The sequence below is a fragment of the Pseudomonas sp. NPDC086581 genome (assembly GCF_044746165.1).
GTDB lineage: Bacteria > Pseudomonadota > Gammaproteobacteria > Pseudomonadales > Pseudomonadaceae > Pseudomonas.
Map to the genome: position 1 here is coordinate 181,886 of NZ_JBIVBR010000004.1, position 15,961 is coordinate 197,846.

A 15,961-nucleotide genomic window follows, 5' to 3' on the forward strand; every position below is an offset into this window, starting at 1 on the left:
GGAGATGACATCCTAGGCGTCGGCAATCAAGGGAAAAACCCGCTATTTTGCCTTTCACTCTTTAGCGGAGCTTCACAATGGACAATCTTCGCGGCATGGCGGTATTCGCCACCGTGGTCGCCCGCGGCTCCATGGCGGCTGCGGCCGAAGCGCTGGGCATGACGCCTTCGGCGGTCAGCCAGCAGATCCGCAAGCTCGAAGCCCACGCCCAGGTCACGCTGCTGCACCGCACCACCCGCAAGCTGACGCTGACCGAGGCCGGCGAAGCCTTCTACCGAAGTTGCGCGCAGATGCTCGCCATCGCCGAGGAGGCCGAGCAGCGCCTGGGCGAATGGCGCGAAGCGCCGGTGGGCGAACTGCGTCTGGCCGCGCCGGTGGGCTTCTCCGGCAAGCTGATCACCGAGGCGCTGCGCCCGCTGCTGGAGAATCATCGCCAACTGCGTCTGCAGCTGTTCTTCCACGACGAGCAGATCGACCTGATCGAGCAGCGCATCGACCTCGCGATCCGCGTGGGCAGCCTTTCCGATTCCAGCCTGGTGGCAAGGCACCTGGCGGAGTGGAACAACGTCATCTGCGCCGCTCCTGCCTACCTGCGACGCATGCCGGCCATCGACCATCCGCGGCAACTGCAGGGCATTGACTGGCTCTCGCTGAACACTGTGGCGCACCAGGCCTACCTGAACTTCAGCGGGCCGGGCGGGGAGTCCTGCAAGCTACGGCTCGAAGCGCGCGTGGCAGCCAACAGCATGATCGCCCTGCGCCAGTTCACCCTCGACGGCCTCGGCGTTTCCGCCCAACCGGAGCCGGAAGTCCGCGAGGCGCTGGAGGAGGGCAGGCTGGTGCGGCTGCTGCCGGAGTGGTCGCTGCCGCCGTTCGGCATCTACGCCGTGACGCCGCGTCGCGATGCCCAGCCGGCCAAGGTGAAGGTCGCCATCGAAGCGTTGCGCCGACACCTGGGCGGCTCGACCACGCTGCGCTTCCACGCGCCGGTCTAAGGCGCGCTACCATGCCGCTCTGAAGACGCCGCCTCGATGATTGGAGTGAACACCACATGGCCCTGAACTGGACCTGCAAGCACCACCGCGACCTGACCAAGGAAGAGCTCTACGCCATCCTGCAGCTGCGCACCGAAGTCTTCGTGGTGGAACAGAAGTGCCCCTACCAGGAAGTCGATGGCCTGGACCTGCTTGGCGACACCTGCCACCTGATGGTGGAAGAGGAGGGCAAGCTGATCGGCTACCTGCGCCTGCTCGACCCGCAACGCCACGACGGCGACGTGGTGATCGGTCGCGTGGTGATCGCCCCGCAGGGCCGCGGCACTGGCCTGGGCCACCAGCTCATGGAGCAGGCGCTGCAGGCCATCGCCCAGCGCTGGCCGGGGCTGCCGGTGTACCTCTCGGCCCAGGCGCACCTGCAGGGCTACTACGGTCGTTATGGGTTCTCGGCGGTGACCGAGGTCTACCTGGAGGACGACATCCCGCACATCGGCATGCGCCGCGAGGCCTGACTCAGGCCGGGTAGTGCCGGCCGAAGAAGTCTCCGAGCAGCGCGTTCACCCGCTCCGGCTGTTGGCTCTGGATCCAGTGGCCGCAGTTCTCCAGCACATGCTGTTCGAGGTTGGGCACGTGCTCGGGCATGCGCTGCACGGTGTAAGCCTCGAAGCGCCCGACCGGATCGCGGTCGCCGATCAGGAACAGCGTCGGCTGCTCGACCTTACGCCCGGCCAGCGGCTCGGTACGCTGCCAGCTACGCTCGAAGTTGCGGTACCAGTTCAGCGCGCCGTGGAAGCCACGGCCTTCGAAGGTGCGCACATACCACTGGAAGTCGTCTTCGCTGGACCAGACCGGGCGCGCCGGCGGCGGTGGCAGGCCGTCGAACAGGCGGCCGTCGGGAGACTGATCCGGCGCCAGGCGCACGTTGTCACCGAGGAAGTGGCGCAGGCTCAGCGCGATGTCCGCATCCAGCTCCGCCTCGGCGCGACCGGGCTGCTGGAAGTAGAGGATGTAGAAGAACTTCCCGGCGAACACCTCGCGCATGATTTCCACCGGCGGACGTTTCGCGCGGCCGGCAAAGGGCACCGAGAGCGTCGCCAACACCGCCACGCGCTCAGGCTCCAGCAGCGCCAGGTGCCACGCCACCGGTGCGCCCCAGTCATGCCCGACCATCGCCACGCGGTCGTGCCCCAGCGCATCCATGGCCCCCTGGATATCCCCGCAGAGCGTCAATACGTCGTAGGCATCCACTTCCTGTGGCGCGCTGGACTGGCCGTAGCCGCGCATTTCCGGGGCGAACACGCGATAGCCGGAAGCGGCGAGGGCGCGCATCTGGTGCTGCCAGGAATGCCAGCACTCGGGGAAGCCGTGCAGCAGCCACACCGGCCTGCCGTCCGCCGGCCCGGCACTGTAGAGGCTGAGCTGGATGTCGTTGACCGCCAGCAGCTGGTGACCGAACTCGTTCATGGGCGCGCCCTCGCAAGTAACGGTCTCCACTATGCCAAGCCCGGCGGGCAGTCCGAACGCTATTCACCGGGCGAATGAAACGACCTGTCCGCAGAGTGAAGCGTCGAAGGCAAACGCATTGATAATGCCCAGCGCATCCGCTGCAACATCAAGGAAGGAACCCCATGAAGCACCCGCCCACTGCCCGGCTCTGCCCGGAACTCGACGCCATCCTGCAGGCCGAACTGCGCGCCGGCAACCAGCTCGGCGAAGGCCCCGTGTGCACCGACTGGCCACAGCCCGGCTCGATCTACGCGGCTCTGCGCGACAGCCTGAAAACGCGCAAACCGGGCGAAACCGGCCCGGTACGCCACACGACCTGCCGCGACCCGCACTACGGCTGGAACGACGAATGCTACTGCGAGCTGCACGGCGACCTGCTGGTCGCCGGCAGCACGCAACCACCCGCCAGGTAATCGCCCTACAAAGAGCGCCATCCCGCACCGACTCGACAGAACAAAATCGACATCGTATTCTGCACAGCGAAACATCATTCCGTTAAAACAACGCTAAGAACGGAGTTCAGCATGTCAGAAGCGGTAAAGCTCGAACGCCGGGGCGAGATAGCCTTGGTGACGGTCGACAACCCACCTGTGAACGCCCTCGGACACTCCGTCCGCACCGGGCTGCTCGCCGCCTTCCAGCAGACCGAGGCCGATCCGCAGGTGCGTGCGGTGGTACTGGTCTGCGCTGGGCGCACCTTCATGGCCGGCGCTGATATCCGCGAGTTCGGCAAGCCGCCGCAGGCGCCGTCCCTGCCCGAAGTGGTCGAAATCCTAGAGGGCGCCAGCAAGCCCAGCGTCGCCGTGATCCACGGCACCGCCCTGGGCGGCGGGCTGGAAGTCGCCCTGGCGTGCCACTACCGCATCGCCCGCCGCGATGCCCAGGTCGGCCTGCCGGAAGTGAAGCTCGGGCTGCTGCCAGGCGCCGGCGGCACCCAGCGCCTGCCGCGTCTCGCGGGTGTGGAAAAAGCCCTGGACATGATCGTCTCCGGCGCGCCGGTCCGCGCGCCGCAGGCCCTCGAATTCAACATCGTCGACGACCTGTTCGACGGCGACCTGATCGAAGCCGGCCTCGCCTTCGCCCAACGGCTGCTGGCGGACGGCAAGGGCCCGCGCCGCACCGGCGAGCGCAACGAGCGCGTGCAGGAAAGCGGCCTCGCCGAGCTGATCGCCCACAAGCGCGGCGAAGTGCAGAAGCGCCTGCCCGGCCAGTTCTCCCCGCTGCGCTGCATCGACGCGGTGGAAGCGGCGACGCAATTGCCGCTGCGTGAAGGCCTGCTGCGCGAGCGCGAGCTGTTCATGCAATGCATGGAATCGCCGCAGCGCGCCGCGCTGATCCACGCCTTCTTCGCCGAGCGCGAAGCGGCGCGGGTCGACGGACTGGCCGCCGACGTGCAGCCACGGGACATCCGCCGCGCCGCGGTCATCGGTGGCGGCACCATGGGTGTCGGCATCGTGCTGTGCTTCGCCAACGCCGGCATTCCGGTGCAACTGCTGGAAGTGAATGAAGAAGCTCTGCAACGCGGCCTCGACCGCGCCCGCGGCCTGTACGCCGCCAGCGTGGCGCGCGGCAGCCTGAGCGCTGAAGAGATGGAGCTGCGCCTGGGCATGATCAGCGGCGTGCTCGACTACGCCGCGCTGGGCGATGCCGACGTGGTCGTCGAAGCCGTGTTCGAGAGCCTGGAGGTGAAGCGCCAGGTCTTCGGACGATTGGACGCGGTCTGCAAACCCGGCGCGATTCTCGCCAGCAACACCTCGTCGCTGGACCTCGACGAAATCGCCGCCTTCACCCAGCGTCCGCAGGACGTCGTCGGCCTGCACTTCTTCAGCCCGGCCAACGTCATGCGCCTGCTCGAAGTGGTACGCGGCAAGGCTACCTCGGATGCCGTGCTGGCCACCGCCATGCAACTGGGCAAGCGCCTGAAGAAGGTCTCGGTAGTGGTCGGCGCGTGCGACGGTTTCGTCGGCAACCGCATGATTTTCCAATACGGCCGCCAAGCCGAATTCCTCCTGGAGGAGGGCGCCGCACCCGCGCAGGTAGACCGCGCGCTGCGCACTTTCGGCATGGCCATGGGGCCGCTGGCGGTGCGCGACCTCTCCGGCCTCGACATCAGCCACGCGATTCGCTCGCGCCAGCGGCCGAACCTCAAGCCCGGCCAGACCCTGCCCACGGTGCTCGATCACCTGATCGCCGCCGGCATGCTCGGGCAAAAGTCCGGTACCGGCTTTTACCACTACGGCGAAGGCGGACGCGCCGCGCAAGACAACCCGGCACTGCCGGCCATGCTGGAGCAGGCCGCCGCCGAGCGCGGCATCACCCGCGCGCCGGTCGCTGATGAAGAAATCGTCGAGCGCTGCCTCTACGCGCTGATCAACGAGGCCGCCAACATCCTCGACGAAGGCATCGCCCAGCGCGCCAGCGACGTCGATGTGATCTTCCTCAACGGCTACGGCTTCCCTGCCTGGCGCGGCGGCCCGCTGTTCTACGCCGACAGCGTGGGCCTTGCGCAAGTGCTCGAACGAATCCGCGAGTTCCACCAGCGCCTCGGCGCCTGGTGGCAGCCCGCTCCGCTGCTCGAACGCCTGGCGGCCGAAGGCCGCCGCTTCGCCGATCTGTAGAGGACCTGCCATGGACATCCATTTCACCCCCGACGAACTGGCGTTCCGCGATGAAGTCCGCCACTTCCTGCAAACCAAACTGCCCCAGGACATCGCCACCAAGGTGCGCCTGGGCAAACACCTGAACAAGGGCGACCACCAGCGCTGGCAGCGCGTGCTCGCCGAACAGGGCTGGTACGCCACGCATTGGCCGGAGGAGTTCGGCGGCACCGGCTGGAACGCCGTGCAAAAGCACATCTTCGAAGAAGAATGCGCCGCCTTCGGCGCGCCGCGCACCATCCCCTTCGGCGTCAACATGGTCGCCCCGGTGATCATCAAGTTCGGCACGCCCGAGCAGCAGGCGCACTACCTGCCGCGCATCCTCGACGGCACCGACTGGTGGTGCCAGGGCTACTCCGAGCCGGGCGCCGGCTCCGACCTCGCGTCGCTGAAGACCCGCGCCGTGCGCGACGGCGACCATTACGTGGTGAACGGCCAGAAGACCTGGACCACCCTCGGCCAGCACGCCGACTGGATCTTCTGTCTGGTGCGCACCGACCCCGAAGCCCAGCAGCAGCGCGGCATCAGCTTCCTGCTGATCGACATGCAGAGCCCCGGCATCACCGTGCGCCCGATCATCACCCTGGATGGCGAGCACGAGGTCAACGAGGTGTTCTTCGACAACGTGCGCGTGCCGGTGGAAAACCTGGTAGGCCGCGAGAACGAAGGCTGGACCTGCGCCAAGTACCTGCTGACCTACGAGCGCACCGGGCTGGCCGGCATCGGCGCGTCCAAGGCGGTGCTCGCGCACCTGAAGCAGGTCGCCAGCCGCGAGCAGTGCGACGGCAAACCGATGCTCGAAGACCCGCTGTTCCGCGCCCAGGTGGCGGAGGTGGAGATGCAGCTGATGGCCATCGAGATGAGCACGCTGCGCATCCTCGCCGCCGCCCGCGAAGGCGGCGTGCCGGGCGCGGAAAGCTCGATCCTGAAAGTGAAGGGCACCGAGATCCGCCAGGCGATCAGCCACCTGCTGCGCAAGGTGATCGGTCCCTACGCGCTGCCCTTCATCGAGGACGAGTTCGAGCTGGGCAGCGAGGCATTGCACGCGGACTACTCGGCCGCGCCGGCCAGCCAGTACTTCAACCTGCGCAAGCTGTCGATCTTCGGCGGCTCCAACGAAATCCAGAAGAACATCGTCTCCAAGATGATTCTCGAGCTGTGAGGCCAGGACCATGGACTTCAAACTGAGTGAAGAGCAGCAAATGCTGCAGGACACCGCGGCCCGCCTGGTCCGCGACGCCTACCCGTTCGACAAGCGCGAGGGTTTCAGCCGTTCCGAGCTGGGCTACAGCGCCGAGTTCTGGCGCCAGCTCGGCGAGCTGGGGCTGACCTCGGTGTCGCTGCCGGAGGCCTACGGCGGCTTCGGTGGCGGCGTGGAAAGCATGCTGGTGCTCACCGAGCTGGGCCGGGGCCTGTGCCTGGAGCCCTACCTGCAATCGGTGATACATGGCGGCGGGCTGATCGCCCAGCTGGGCAGCGATGCGCAGAAGGACCATTGGCTGCCGCGCATCGCCAGCGGCGAAGCGCAGCTGGCGGTCGCGCTGGAAGAGCCGCAGAGCCACTACCAGTTGCACGACGTGCAGACCCGTGCAGAGCAGGTCGGCAACGGCTGGAAGCTGAGCGGGCGCAAGGCGGTGGTCATCGGCGGGCAGAGCGCCGCGGCCATCCTGGTCTCGGCACGGGTCTCCGGCACTGCGCGGGACGAAGCGGGCATCGGCCTGTTCCTCGTCGATCCGCAGCAGGCCGGCGTGAGCCGCCGCGACTATCCGACGGTGGACGGCCAGCGCGCCTGCGAGCTGTTCCTCGACGGTGCCAGCAGCGAGGCCATCGGCACGCCTGGCGAGGCGCTACCGGCGCTGCGTTATCAACAGGGCCGCGCCATCGCCGCACAGTGCGCCGAAGCCCTCGGCAGCCTGCAGGAAGCCTGCGCGCTGACCCTGGACTACCTGAAGACGCGCAAGCAGTTCGGCATCCCCATCGGCCAGTTCCAGGTGCTGCAGCACCGCATGGTGGACATGCGCAGCGAGCTGGAACAGGCCACCAGCATGGCGATCCTCGCCGCCTGCGTCGCCGACCAGCCCGACAGCGCCGAGCGCAGCCGCACCCTGGCCGCCGCCAAGTTCATCGTCACCCGCGCGGCGCGCTTCGTGGCCGAGCAGGCGATCCAGCTGCACGGCGGCATCGGCATGACCTGGGAATACGTCCTGGCGCACCACGCCAAGCGCTTGGTGATGCTCAGCCACCAACTGGGTGACGACGATCATCACCTGAAGGTGTATGCGGGGTTGATGGAAGTCGCCTGAGGCGCACCGGTTTCACCTGTAGGAGCGAGCTTGCTCGCGAACGGATTCACCGGCAGCTCCAGCGCTGGACGGTTCGCGAGCAAGCTCGCTCCTACGAACAGCCCTATCGCTCCAACCCCGGCTTCGGCTCTGACTCCCAAAAGGCTTCCAGAGAAATATCCGCACGCGCCGAATGCCCCGTTCAGGAGACCTCGTTGAAGCGGAGTTTCAGGGGTTGAGCGACATGGATGTCGCGAGAGCGGCGATGGGCCAGAGATGGCCCTTCGACGCGTGCCCCTGAAACTTCGGTTCAACGAGGGAATTTTTCGCCTAAGCGAAAAACCGGATGATTGGGGCAAGACCTTTGCCTTCTTTGGGGCGTTTGCCAAAGAAGGTCGCCCGAGGGGACGAAACAAGAAGCCCGCGCGCACGCCGAAGCGACGCGGGAAACAAGGCTTGAGGCCGACACATCGCGGACGGAGTCCGCTCCTACAAAAGCTCGAGGACGATCAGGCCCCGAGGCTCTCGATATCCCGCGCCAGGATCTCCAGCTCATGCGCCAGCGACCCGCGCAGCGTTTCCTCGCTGAGCTGGAACGACGGCGCGCCGCAGGTCAGCGCCATCAGCCCGCCATCGGCCAGGCGCAGCGGGACGCCGGCCGCCCGCACGTTGCGGTCCCAGTCGCCGAGAGACAGGCAGAAGCCATGCTGGCGGAACTCCTCGAAGGACGCTTCCAGCGAGGCACGCATGACCGACCAATCGCCTTCGTGGCGCTCCTGCAAGGCCGACAGCAGGTGCTCGCGCTCCTGCTCCGGAGTCGCGGCGAGGTAGGCGCGGCCGGCAGCGGTGGTTGCCAGCGGCAAGCGCACACCGGCGTCCATGCGCAGCGAAGTGGCTTCCGGCGGACGGCAGTTCTCCACGTAGATCATCGACAGCCAGTCACGGCAGGTCAGGCCGACCGTGGTGTTGGTGCGGCGGGCGAAGGCGTCCATGTACGGCTTCGCCAGCTGGCGGACGCGCAGGTTGGAAACATAGGCGTAACCCAGCGCCAGCACGCCGGAATCCAGCTGGTACTTCTCGTGCTGCTGCGAGTAGCAGAGGTAGCCGAGCTGGGTGAGGGTGTAGGTCATGCGCGACACCGTCGCCTTGGGCAGGCCGGTGATCCGCGAGATTTCCTGGTTGCCGAGCACCACCGAGCCATGGGTGAAGGCGCGCAGCACGTCCAGCCCGCGGGCGAGCGCCTCGACGTACTTGCGGTCCTTGGGGTTGCTGCTGTCTTCGACGTCGTCGCTCATGGGGCCTCGGCGGGGGATTGCAGTTACGGCGCCACGCGCGGCGCGGGCGAACGATAGCAGATCGCCCAGTCGCCACGCAGCGGTCCGCGTGTGCTCGTTGCGCCGGGCTAGCCTATCGCATACCATCAATTTCGACACGATGTTTCGCTGTGCAGAACAACAATTCGAATCCAGAGCCAGTACAGGCTCGAAAAAGAAACGGAGAAGTCGATGTCTGCTCAACCCTCCGGTCACGTGGCCCGCGAGATCGCCCGTCACGCCTACCAGAACCTCCACGACCTGCTGCGCGATGCCTGCCGTGAATTCCCCGAACGCCTGGCGTTCTCCTGCGGCGACAGCCACCTGAGCTTCACCGAGCTGGAGCGCCAGGCTGATGCCTTCGCCCGCTACCTGCGCCACCACGCCGGTCTGCAACCCGGCGACCGCCTGGCGCTGATGCTGCCCAACTCCCTGCAATACCCCATCGCCACCTTCGGCGCGCTGAAGGCCGGCGTGGTGCTGGTCAACACCAACCCGCAGTACACTGCCAGCGAGCTGCGCCACCAACTCGCCGACTCCGGCGCCAGCGCCGTGCTGCTGCTCGACCGCCTGCTGCCGCTGCTGCGCGGCGTGCAGGCACACAGCGACATTCGCCAGGTGCTGCTGACTTCCATCGATGACATCGAGCGCCCGCAGTTCGACAGCGACGAGGCCGACTGCACGCGCTTCCAGCAGGCCCTGCGCCTGGGCGCCGAAGCGCCACCGGTGGACACCGAGCCGGGCCTGGATCGCCTCGCGCTGCTGCAATACACCGGGGGCACCACGGGCGTCTCCAAGGGCGCGATGCTCAGCCACCGCTGCCTGATCGCCAATGTCATCCAGACCCTGGAGCTGTTCCTGCGCCCCGGCCTGCTGGAGCCGGCCAGCGACGTGCGCATCGCGCCGCTGCCGCTCTACCACATCATGGCCTTCGCCACGAACTGCCTGTCCTCGGTGGGCATGGGCCTGCACACGGTGTTCATCCGCGACGGCCGCAACCTCGACGAGATCATTGGCGCGATGCGCCGCTATCCCTTCACCCTGATGAGCGGGATCAACACCCTGTTCGTCGGCCTGATGAACCATCCGGATTTCCCCAGCATCGACTTCAGCCACCTGAAGTGGGTGACGTCCGGCGGCGCGCCGCTGAACCGCGAAGTCGGCCGGCGCTGGGAAGCGCTGACCGGCGCACCGGTGCGCGAAGGTTTCGGGCTCACCGAGGCCTCGCCGGTGGTCTCCACAGGCACGCTGCTGAGCCCGTACCGCGAGGGCTACGTCGGCCAGGCGCTGGTGGATACCGAGCTGCGCACCGTGGACGAGGAGGGCAACGACACCGGCCCCGACCAGCCGGGCGAGCTGTGGCTGCGCGGCCCGCAGGTGATGCAGGGCTACTGGCAGCGCCCCGAAGAAAGCGCCCAGGTGCTGACTGCCGACGGCTGGCTGAAGACCGGCGACATCGCCGAGCTGGATGCCGACGGAATGCTGAAGATCGTCGACCGCAAGAAGGACATGATCCTGGTCTCCGGCTTCAACGTGTTCCCCAACGAAGTGGAAGACGCGGTGATGCGCCACCCCGGCGTGCGCGAGTGCGTGGCCATCGGTGTGCCGGACGAACGCAAGGGCGAATCGGTGAAGCTGTTCGTCAGCCTCAAGGACGAGACGCTGGCACCGGCGCAGATCATCGCCCACTGCCGCGAGCACCTCACCGGCTACAAGGTGCCGAGCTTCGTCGAGGTGCTCGACGAGCTGCCCAAGACCAGCGTCGGCAAGCTGTTGCGCCGGCAGCTGCGCGATCTGGAACTGGCCAAAAGGACCACCGTGTGAGCACAACGTCTATGGTTGAAGCAGGTGCGCACGACGAGACCCGCAGCATGACCGAGTCCTTCCACCGTATCGGCGTGATCGGCGCCGGGGCCATGGGCCGCGGCATCGCCCAGCTGTTCGCCACGGCCGGCCTACCGGTGCGCCTGTACGATAGCAACCCGCAGACCGTGGAGCAGGCCCTGGCCTTCAACCGCGAGCTGCTGGAGCGCGCGGTGGCCAAAGGCAAGCTCGCCGCGGACGGCCTCGAAACGACGATGCAGCGCCTGCTGCCTACCCACAGCCTCGACGAGCTGGCCGACTGTGACCTGCTGATCGAGGCCATCATCGAGGACCTCGGCGCCAAACAGGCGCTGCTCGCCGAGCTGGAAAGACGCGTGGCGCCGGATGCCGTGCTGGCGAGCAATACCTCGTCGCTCTCGGTCACCCACATCGCCGCGCGCTGCCAGCATCCGGAGAGGGTCGCCGGCTTCCACTTCTTCAACCCGGTGACGCTGATGCGCATCGTCGAGGTGGTGCGCGGCCAACGCACCAGCGAGTCGGTGGTGCGCCGCCTGAGCCGGCTGGCGGAGCAGGCCGGGCATTACCCGGCGGTGTCGCCGGACAGCCCCGGTTTCATCGTCAATCACGCCGGCCGCGCCTTCAGCACCGAGGCCCTGCGCATCCTCGGCGAAGGCATCGCCAGCCCGGCGCAGATCGACCGCATCCTGCGCGACGGCGTGGGCTTTCGCATGGGGCCCTTCGAGCTGCTCGACCTGACCGGCCTGGACGTGTCCCACGCGGTGATGGAGTCGCTCTACCAGCAGTTCTACCAGGACCCGCGCTATACCCCGTCGCCGCTGGCCGCGCAGCGCGTCGCCGGCGGCTTGCTGGGGCGCAAGAGCGGCGAGGGCTTCTACCGCTACCGCGACGACCAGGCCGTGCGCGAGCCCGAGGAACAGCACGAAACCGTGTTGCTCAATCGCCCGTACTGGCTCGACAGCCAGGACCCGGAGCTGCGCCACCGTGTGGCGGCGATCCTTACCCTGGGCGGCGTGGTGCTGGAGACCGGCGAAGCACCGTCGTCCCGCGCCATCTGCCTGGTCACCCCGCTGGGCGTGGATGCCAGCACGCGCATCGACGCCCTCGGCCTGCCGCCGGAGCGCAGCCTGGCGCTGGAGACCTTCACCGAACTGGACCGCCGCCGCGTGCTGATGCGCCAGCCGGCGCTCGACCCCAAGCTCGAAACCCAGGCGCGCCAGGCGCTGGGCAGCGACGGCGTGCCAGTGGAAGTGATCAACGATTCGCCCGGCTTCATCAGCCAGCGGGTGGTCGCCGGCATCGTCAACCTCGGCGGCGAGATCGCCCAGCGCGGCATCGCCACACCGGTGACGCTGGACCGCGCGGTGCAACTGGCGCTGGGTTATCCCCTGGGCCCGCTGGCCTTCGGCGAACACTACGGCGCGGCGCGCATCCTCACCATCCTCCAGGGCCTGCAGGCCTGCTACGGCGAGGCTCGCTACCGGCCCAGCCCGTGGCTGCGCCGCCGCGTGCAGCTGGATTTGCCGCTGCATAGCCCGGATCGGCCGGAGTGACATTCTTCAACCTGTAGGACGGGCGCCGGCGCTGGGCGATTCGCGAGCAATAACTAAGCGCTCCCTCGCTCCAAGAGGCCAGCGCGATGCAGCTTTTCGTAGGAGCGAGCTTGCTCGCGAACCCACCCCGGCGAAGTGCTCACCGGAAGCTGACGAACTCCCCAGCCTTCAACTTTTCCAGCGCCGCCTTGCGCTCCGCCGGCGGCAACGCCCCGAGCTTTTCCACCCGCGCGTAGAACGCCGGCCAGTTGCCACCGACCTGGGCGAACAGCGCGGCGAAGGCCGGCACCCACTGGTCGTAGAGGCCGAAGGGCAGCAGCTTGGCGTTGTTCAGCGGAGCGTTGACCCAGGCGTCGAAGGGCGCCTTGCCGCCCCAGTCCTCATCGCGCATCCGCGCGTAGTCGCGGCGCAGGCGCTCGAACTCGGCCTGCTTGCCGGCGCGTTTCTCGGCGTCGCTGCGTGGGCTGGCGTAAAGCGCCTGCAGGCGCTCGCGGGTATCGAGCACCAGCTCGGTAAAGCGCTTGCGTTGCTCGGCCAGCAACGGCGCTTCATCCGGCAGATGGCGCGCCTCACGCCAGCGGCGACCGCCCTCGGCCTCGACGAAGGAGGCGTAGGACTCGTTGAACGCCGTATCGCCGGGCAGGTAGAACTTCTGGTGCGCCAGTTCGTGGAAGATCGTCTCGGCCAGGCGCTGGTCGCCCCAGCGCAACATGCTGCTGAGGATCGGGTCGTCGAACCAGCCGAGGGTCGAATAGGCCTCCACGCCGCCGACATAGACGTCCAGCCCCTGTTCCTTGAGGCGTTTGGCCTCCGCCTGCGCCCCCTGGTCGCCGTAGTAGCCGCGGTAAGCCACGCAGCCGGCGATGGGGAAGCAGTGGGTCAGCGGCTGCAGCGACAGCTCCGGCGTGGCGAACACGTTCCACACCACGTTGGGCCGGTGGATGTCGGCATACAGGCGGTAGCTCTGGTTGTCCGGCAGGCCCAGTTCGGCGCTGGCGAAGGCGCGGGCTTCCTGGGACAGCTCAAGACGCTGGCGCAAGGCGGGGTCGCGGGTCGGGTCGGCGACCACTTCGGCCACCGGTTCGCGGGCGGCGAGCAGGCGCAACTGGCCGTCCGCCAGTTGGCCGTAATACCCCACGGTGGAACAACCGCTCAGCGCCCAGATGGCCAGGCAGGGAACCCAGCGGCACAGGCGGCTGTCGAGTGTCGGGATAAGAAGGCGGAAGGGCATGCGCGGAACATAGCACAGGGCCTGGTCCGCCCGCTGCCGCCCCCATCGACCCAGGAGCCAACCCGATGCGCGCCCTTCTCATTCCTGCCGGCCTGCTCGCCCTGAGCGGCTGTTCGCTGCTGATGCCCCAGCCCGATCCGAACCGTGCCTGGGTGGACCTGAACACCAACAGCCAGAGCGACCTGGCCGCCATCGAAGTGGACAGCAAGGAATGGTCGAGCACCCGCTACTTCGAGGTCGACCCCGGCTCTCACGAGCTGCGCGTGCGCTTCCAGTTCCAGGTCGAACCAGTGGACATCGGCCCGGTCGCCGAATCGCTGTGGCGCGATTGCGAAATGACGGTGCAGTACAAGGAATTCAGCGCCGGTCAGCGCTACCGTCTGGAGACCGGCAGCATCGGCTTCCGCCCCTGGGCCAAGCTTTACGACGCCCAGGGCGGCGAAATCGCCCGCGGCCGCGAACGGGGCTGCGCCAAAGCCTGAGCGGGGTATGCTGTGGGATGAGCCCATCCCACGGTGAACCTCCATGCGCCCGCGTCATCTCCCCGGCCTCCTTCCCCTGGGCATCGCCCTGCTCGCCGGCTGTGCCAGCCCGCTGCCGGCCCACGACCCACAGATGGCCTGGGTCGACCTCTACACCACGCCGGGCAAGACGCTGATGGCCGAGCGCCTGGACGGCCAGTCGGTGAACGACGGCCGCTACTACCAGGTGACGCCGGGCCGCCATGAGCTGCTGGTGCGCTTTCAGTACGAAGTCTCCAGCGGCGGCGGCATGGGCCAGATGACCGACCCTTCGGAGCTGACCTGCCGGGTCAAGGTGACCTACGACGACTTCGCCGCCGGCCAGCGCTACCGGCTGGAGCTGCGCCCGCAACTGCGCAGCGCCCTGGCGCTGCTGACGGACGCCGACGGCAAGCTAGTGGCGAAGACGGATTTCCAGGGAGCGGTGCGCTGCGGGCCGTTCTGACGGAAGACTTCCAGGCGCTGGGAGGGCGCATAACGCCTGGGGCGTTATCCGCCGAGCTGGCGGATAACCCGTGCCGGGTTATGCGCCCTACGTTCTGGGACTCTAGGAGCGTGCAAGGCGTGCTCCTGCGGTCAGACTCCGCGCTCAGCTGTCGTTCTTCTGGTAGATGATCCGCCGCTGTCCGTTGTCGCAGGTGCCGACCACCATGTTCGGGTCCTTCACCTCGGACTTGTCCACGATCTCCAGAGTGTAGGAGGTCACCCCGGCGGCCTGGATCTTGGTCTCGATCTCGGCCTTGAGCTCCTCGCAGGGCTTCACCGCCCCCCAGCTCGCGCCGCTCGCCAGCAGTACCGCCACGCCCATCGCCAGGGCCCACTTCTTCGTCGTCATCACAGTCCCTCGTCATAGCCCCACGGCGGGGCACCCTATCCTAACGGTGGACCGCAACCGCCGGACAGAGTGCCCCGCAGGCTCATTCGAGGCTGGCGTCGAGGGTGATGCGCGCGGTGAGCACCCGCGAGACCGGACAGCCGGCCTTGGCCTTGTCGGCGATAGCCTGGAAGGTCTGCGCGTCGGTGCCCGGCACCTTCGCCTTCAACGTCAGGTGCACAGCGGTGATGGTGAAGCCGTCGGTGAGCTTTTCCAGGCTGACCTCGGCCTTCGTATCGATACTCTCGGCGGTCAGGCCGGCCTCGCCGAGCATCATCGACAGCGCCATGGAAAAGCAGCCAGCGTGAGCCGCACCGATCAGTTCTTCCGGGTTGGTCCCCGGCGCGTCCTCGAAGCGGGTGTTGAAGCCGTAAGGCTGGGACTTGAGCGCACCGCTCTCGGTGGAGATCGTGCCCTTGCCGTCCTTCAGACCGCCCTGCCAGTGGGCCGATGCCGATTTCTTCATGTCGCGTCCTCCGCGTGGGTTGCAGTCAGGACTTTCGAGGCCGGCCCGCACCAGTGGGTTCAGCTTTTTGCAGACCATGAAAAAGGCCGGGCCCCTCGCGGAGCCCGGCCTCGTTTCACATCCAGGCGCTTACTTGGAGTAAACGATTTCCTTGGTGCCGCCTTCGCAGGTGCCGACGACTTGCTTGCCGCCCGAGCTGCCCTTGTCGACGACCTCCAGGCTGTACGAAGCAACGCCCTTGGCCTTGAGCTTCGCATCGATTTCCGACTTCAGCTCTTCGCACGGCTTGCCGGCGGCAAAGACGTTGCCAACCAGGGCGAAGACCCCCACAGCGATCAGGAACTTCTTCATCGGTAACGCTCCCTCGTCTTTCACAGGAAAAGGCCCGAACGGGCCGGAAAAACCGGGCTACCCCGGTACGCACGATCACGCACCCCACCAACATGGCAGCAATGCGTTACAAACAGGATCGAGCCGCGTGCGAGCTAGCTGTTGGCGATGCGGAAGCCGACCTTGATGGTCACCTGGTAGTGCCCCACCGCGCCGTTCTCGATATGCCCGCGGGTGTCCACCACCTCGAACCACTCCAGAAAGTCGATGCTCTTGGCCGCTTCGGCCAGCGCGTTGTTGATCGCATCCTCGATGCTGGTGCGCGAGGAGCCGACCAGCTCGATCTTCTTGTAGGTGTGGTGATTCGACATCGCTTGCTCCCAGGTGCGCC

Annotated in this window: 17 protein-coding genes; 10 read left to right on the forward strand and 7 right to left on the reverse strand. The window is 67.3% G+C overall.

Annotated elements, in window-relative coordinates; translation table 11 throughout:
* Positions 1 to 77: 77 nt before the first annotated feature.
* A complete protein-coding gene (locus tag ACIPK7_RS10610) occupies positions 78 to 995 on the forward strand; it encodes a LysR family transcriptional regulator (RefSeq protein WP_401087579.1) in 918 nt (305 codons plus the stop codon).
* 56 nt (positions 996 to 1,051) lie between these two features.
* The gene (locus ACIPK7_RS10615; protein ID WP_401087581.1) at positions 1,052 to 1,507 is read left to right on the forward strand and encodes a GNAT family N-acetyltransferase; all 456 of its coding nucleotides are present in this window, start codon (positions 1,052 to 1,054) and stop codon (positions 1,505 to 1,507) included.
* Position 1,508: 1 nt separating this feature from the next.
* Here ACIPK7_RS10615 and ACIPK7_RS10620 read toward each other — a convergent pair whose 3' ends face one another.
* A complete protein-coding gene (locus ACIPK7_RS10620) occupies positions 1,509 to 2,459 on the reverse strand; it encodes an alpha/beta fold hydrolase (RefSeq protein WP_401087582.1) in 951 nt (316 codons plus the stop codon).
* A 164-nt stretch (positions 2,460 to 2,623) separates the two neighbouring features.
* Between ACIPK7_RS10620 and ACIPK7_RS10625 the strand changes: the two genes are divergently transcribed.
* From ACIPK7_RS10625 to ACIPK7_RS10640, 4 genes are all read left to right on the forward strand, one after another.
* Positions 2,624 to 2,914, forward strand: a complete 291-nt coding sequence (locus ACIPK7_RS10625; RefSeq protein WP_401087584.1) for a hypothetical protein — start codon at positions 2,624 to 2,626, stop codon at positions 2,912 to 2,914.
* 111 nt (positions 2,915 to 3,025) lie between these two features.
* Positions 3,026 to 5,119: a 3-hydroxyacyl-CoA dehydrogenase NAD-binding domain-containing protein gene (locus ACIPK7_RS10630; protein WP_401087586.1), complete on the forward strand. Its 2,094-nt coding sequence runs from the start codon at positions 3,026 to 3,028 to the stop codon at positions 5,117 to 5,119.
* A 10-nt stretch (positions 5,120 to 5,129) separates the two neighbouring features.
* Positions 5,130 to 6,320 carry an acyl-CoA dehydrogenase family protein gene (locus ACIPK7_RS10635; RefSeq protein ID WP_401087588.1) on the forward strand — a complete coding sequence of 397 codons (1,191 nt, stop codon included), beginning with the start codon at positions 5,130 to 5,132 and terminating at the stop codon, positions 6,318 to 6,320.
* 10 nt (positions 6,321 to 6,330) lie between these two features.
* A complete protein-coding gene (locus ACIPK7_RS10640) occupies positions 6,331 to 7,461 on the forward strand; it encodes an acyl-CoA dehydrogenase family protein (RefSeq protein ID WP_401087590.1) in 1,131 nt (376 codons plus the stop codon).
* Positions 7,462 to 7,949: 488 nt separating this feature from the next.
* Here ACIPK7_RS10640 and ACIPK7_RS10645 read toward each other — a convergent pair whose 3' ends face one another.
* Positions 7,950 to 8,735 carry an IclR family transcriptional regulator gene (locus tag ACIPK7_RS10645; protein WP_192435638.1) on the reverse strand — a complete coding sequence of 262 codons (786 nt, stop codon included), beginning with the start codon at positions 8,733 to 8,735 and terminating at the stop codon, positions 7,950 to 7,952.
* A gap of 210 nt (positions 8,736 to 8,945) precedes the next feature.
* Between ACIPK7_RS10645 and ACIPK7_RS10650 the strand changes: the two genes are divergently transcribed.
* Together ACIPK7_RS10650 and ACIPK7_RS10655 are read left to right on the forward strand one after the other, a co-directional pair.
* A complete protein-coding gene (locus tag ACIPK7_RS10650; RefSeq protein ID WP_401087592.1) occupies positions 8,946 to 10,577 on the forward strand; it encodes an AMP-binding protein in 1,632 nt (543 codons plus the stop codon).
* 47 nt (positions 10,578 to 10,624) lie between these two features.
* Positions 10,625 to 12,148, forward strand: a complete 1,524-nt coding sequence (locus tag ACIPK7_RS10655; protein WP_401087817.1) for a 3-hydroxyacyl-CoA dehydrogenase — start codon at positions 10,625 to 10,627, stop codon at positions 12,146 to 12,148.
* 139 nt (positions 12,149 to 12,287) lie between these two features.
* On the opposite strand, the gene ACIPK7_RS10660 is transcribed toward ACIPK7_RS10655, so the two are convergent.
* Positions 12,288 to 13,379 (reverse strand): aminopeptidase, encoded by a 1,092-nt coding sequence (locus ACIPK7_RS10660; protein ID WP_192403378.1) that lies wholly within the window; start codon positions 13,377 to 13,379, stop codon positions 12,288 to 12,290.
* 65 nt (positions 13,380 to 13,444) lie between these two features.
* Between ACIPK7_RS10660 and ACIPK7_RS10665 the strand changes: the two genes are divergently transcribed.
* On the forward strand, positions 13,445 to 13,861 hold the full coding sequence (locus tag ACIPK7_RS10665; protein ID WP_192435641.1) for a hypothetical protein: 417 nt from the start codon (positions 13,445 to 13,447) through the stop codon (positions 13,859 to 13,861).
* A 43-nt stretch (positions 13,862 to 13,904) separates the two neighbouring features.
* Positions 13,905 to 14,345 (forward strand): hypothetical protein, encoded by a 441-nt coding sequence (locus ACIPK7_RS10670; protein ID WP_192435642.1) that lies wholly within the window; start codon positions 13,905 to 13,907, stop codon positions 14,343 to 14,345.
* A gap of 144 nt (positions 14,346 to 14,489) precedes the next feature.
* Here the strand turns inward: ACIPK7_RS10670 and ACIPK7_RS10675 are convergent, their stop codons facing one another.
* From ACIPK7_RS10675 to ACIPK7_RS10690, 4 genes are all read right to left on the reverse strand, one after another.
* Complete coding sequence (locus ACIPK7_RS10675; protein ID WP_401087819.1) at positions 14,490 to 14,708, reverse strand: DUF1161 domain-containing protein; 219 nt, start codon at positions 14,706 to 14,708, stop codon at positions 14,490 to 14,492.
* Positions 14,709 to 14,817: 109 nt separating this feature from the next.
* Complete coding sequence (locus tag ACIPK7_RS10680) at positions 14,818 to 15,240, reverse strand: OsmC family protein (protein WP_192435644.1); 423 nt, start codon at positions 15,238 to 15,240, stop codon at positions 14,818 to 14,820.
* Positions 15,241 to 15,369: 129 nt separating this feature from the next.
* Positions 15,370 to 15,591 (reverse strand): DUF1161 domain-containing protein, encoded by a 222-nt coding sequence (locus ACIPK7_RS10685; RefSeq protein WP_192435645.1) that lies wholly within the window; start codon positions 15,589 to 15,591, stop codon positions 15,370 to 15,372.
* Between the two features lie 134 nt (positions 15,592 to 15,725).
* The gene (locus ACIPK7_RS10690; RefSeq protein WP_017518905.1) at positions 15,726 to 15,941 is read right to left on the reverse strand and encodes a dodecin; all 216 of its coding nucleotides are present in this window, start codon (positions 15,939 to 15,941) and stop codon (positions 15,726 to 15,728) included.
* Positions 15,942 to 15,961 lie beyond the last annotated feature (20 nt).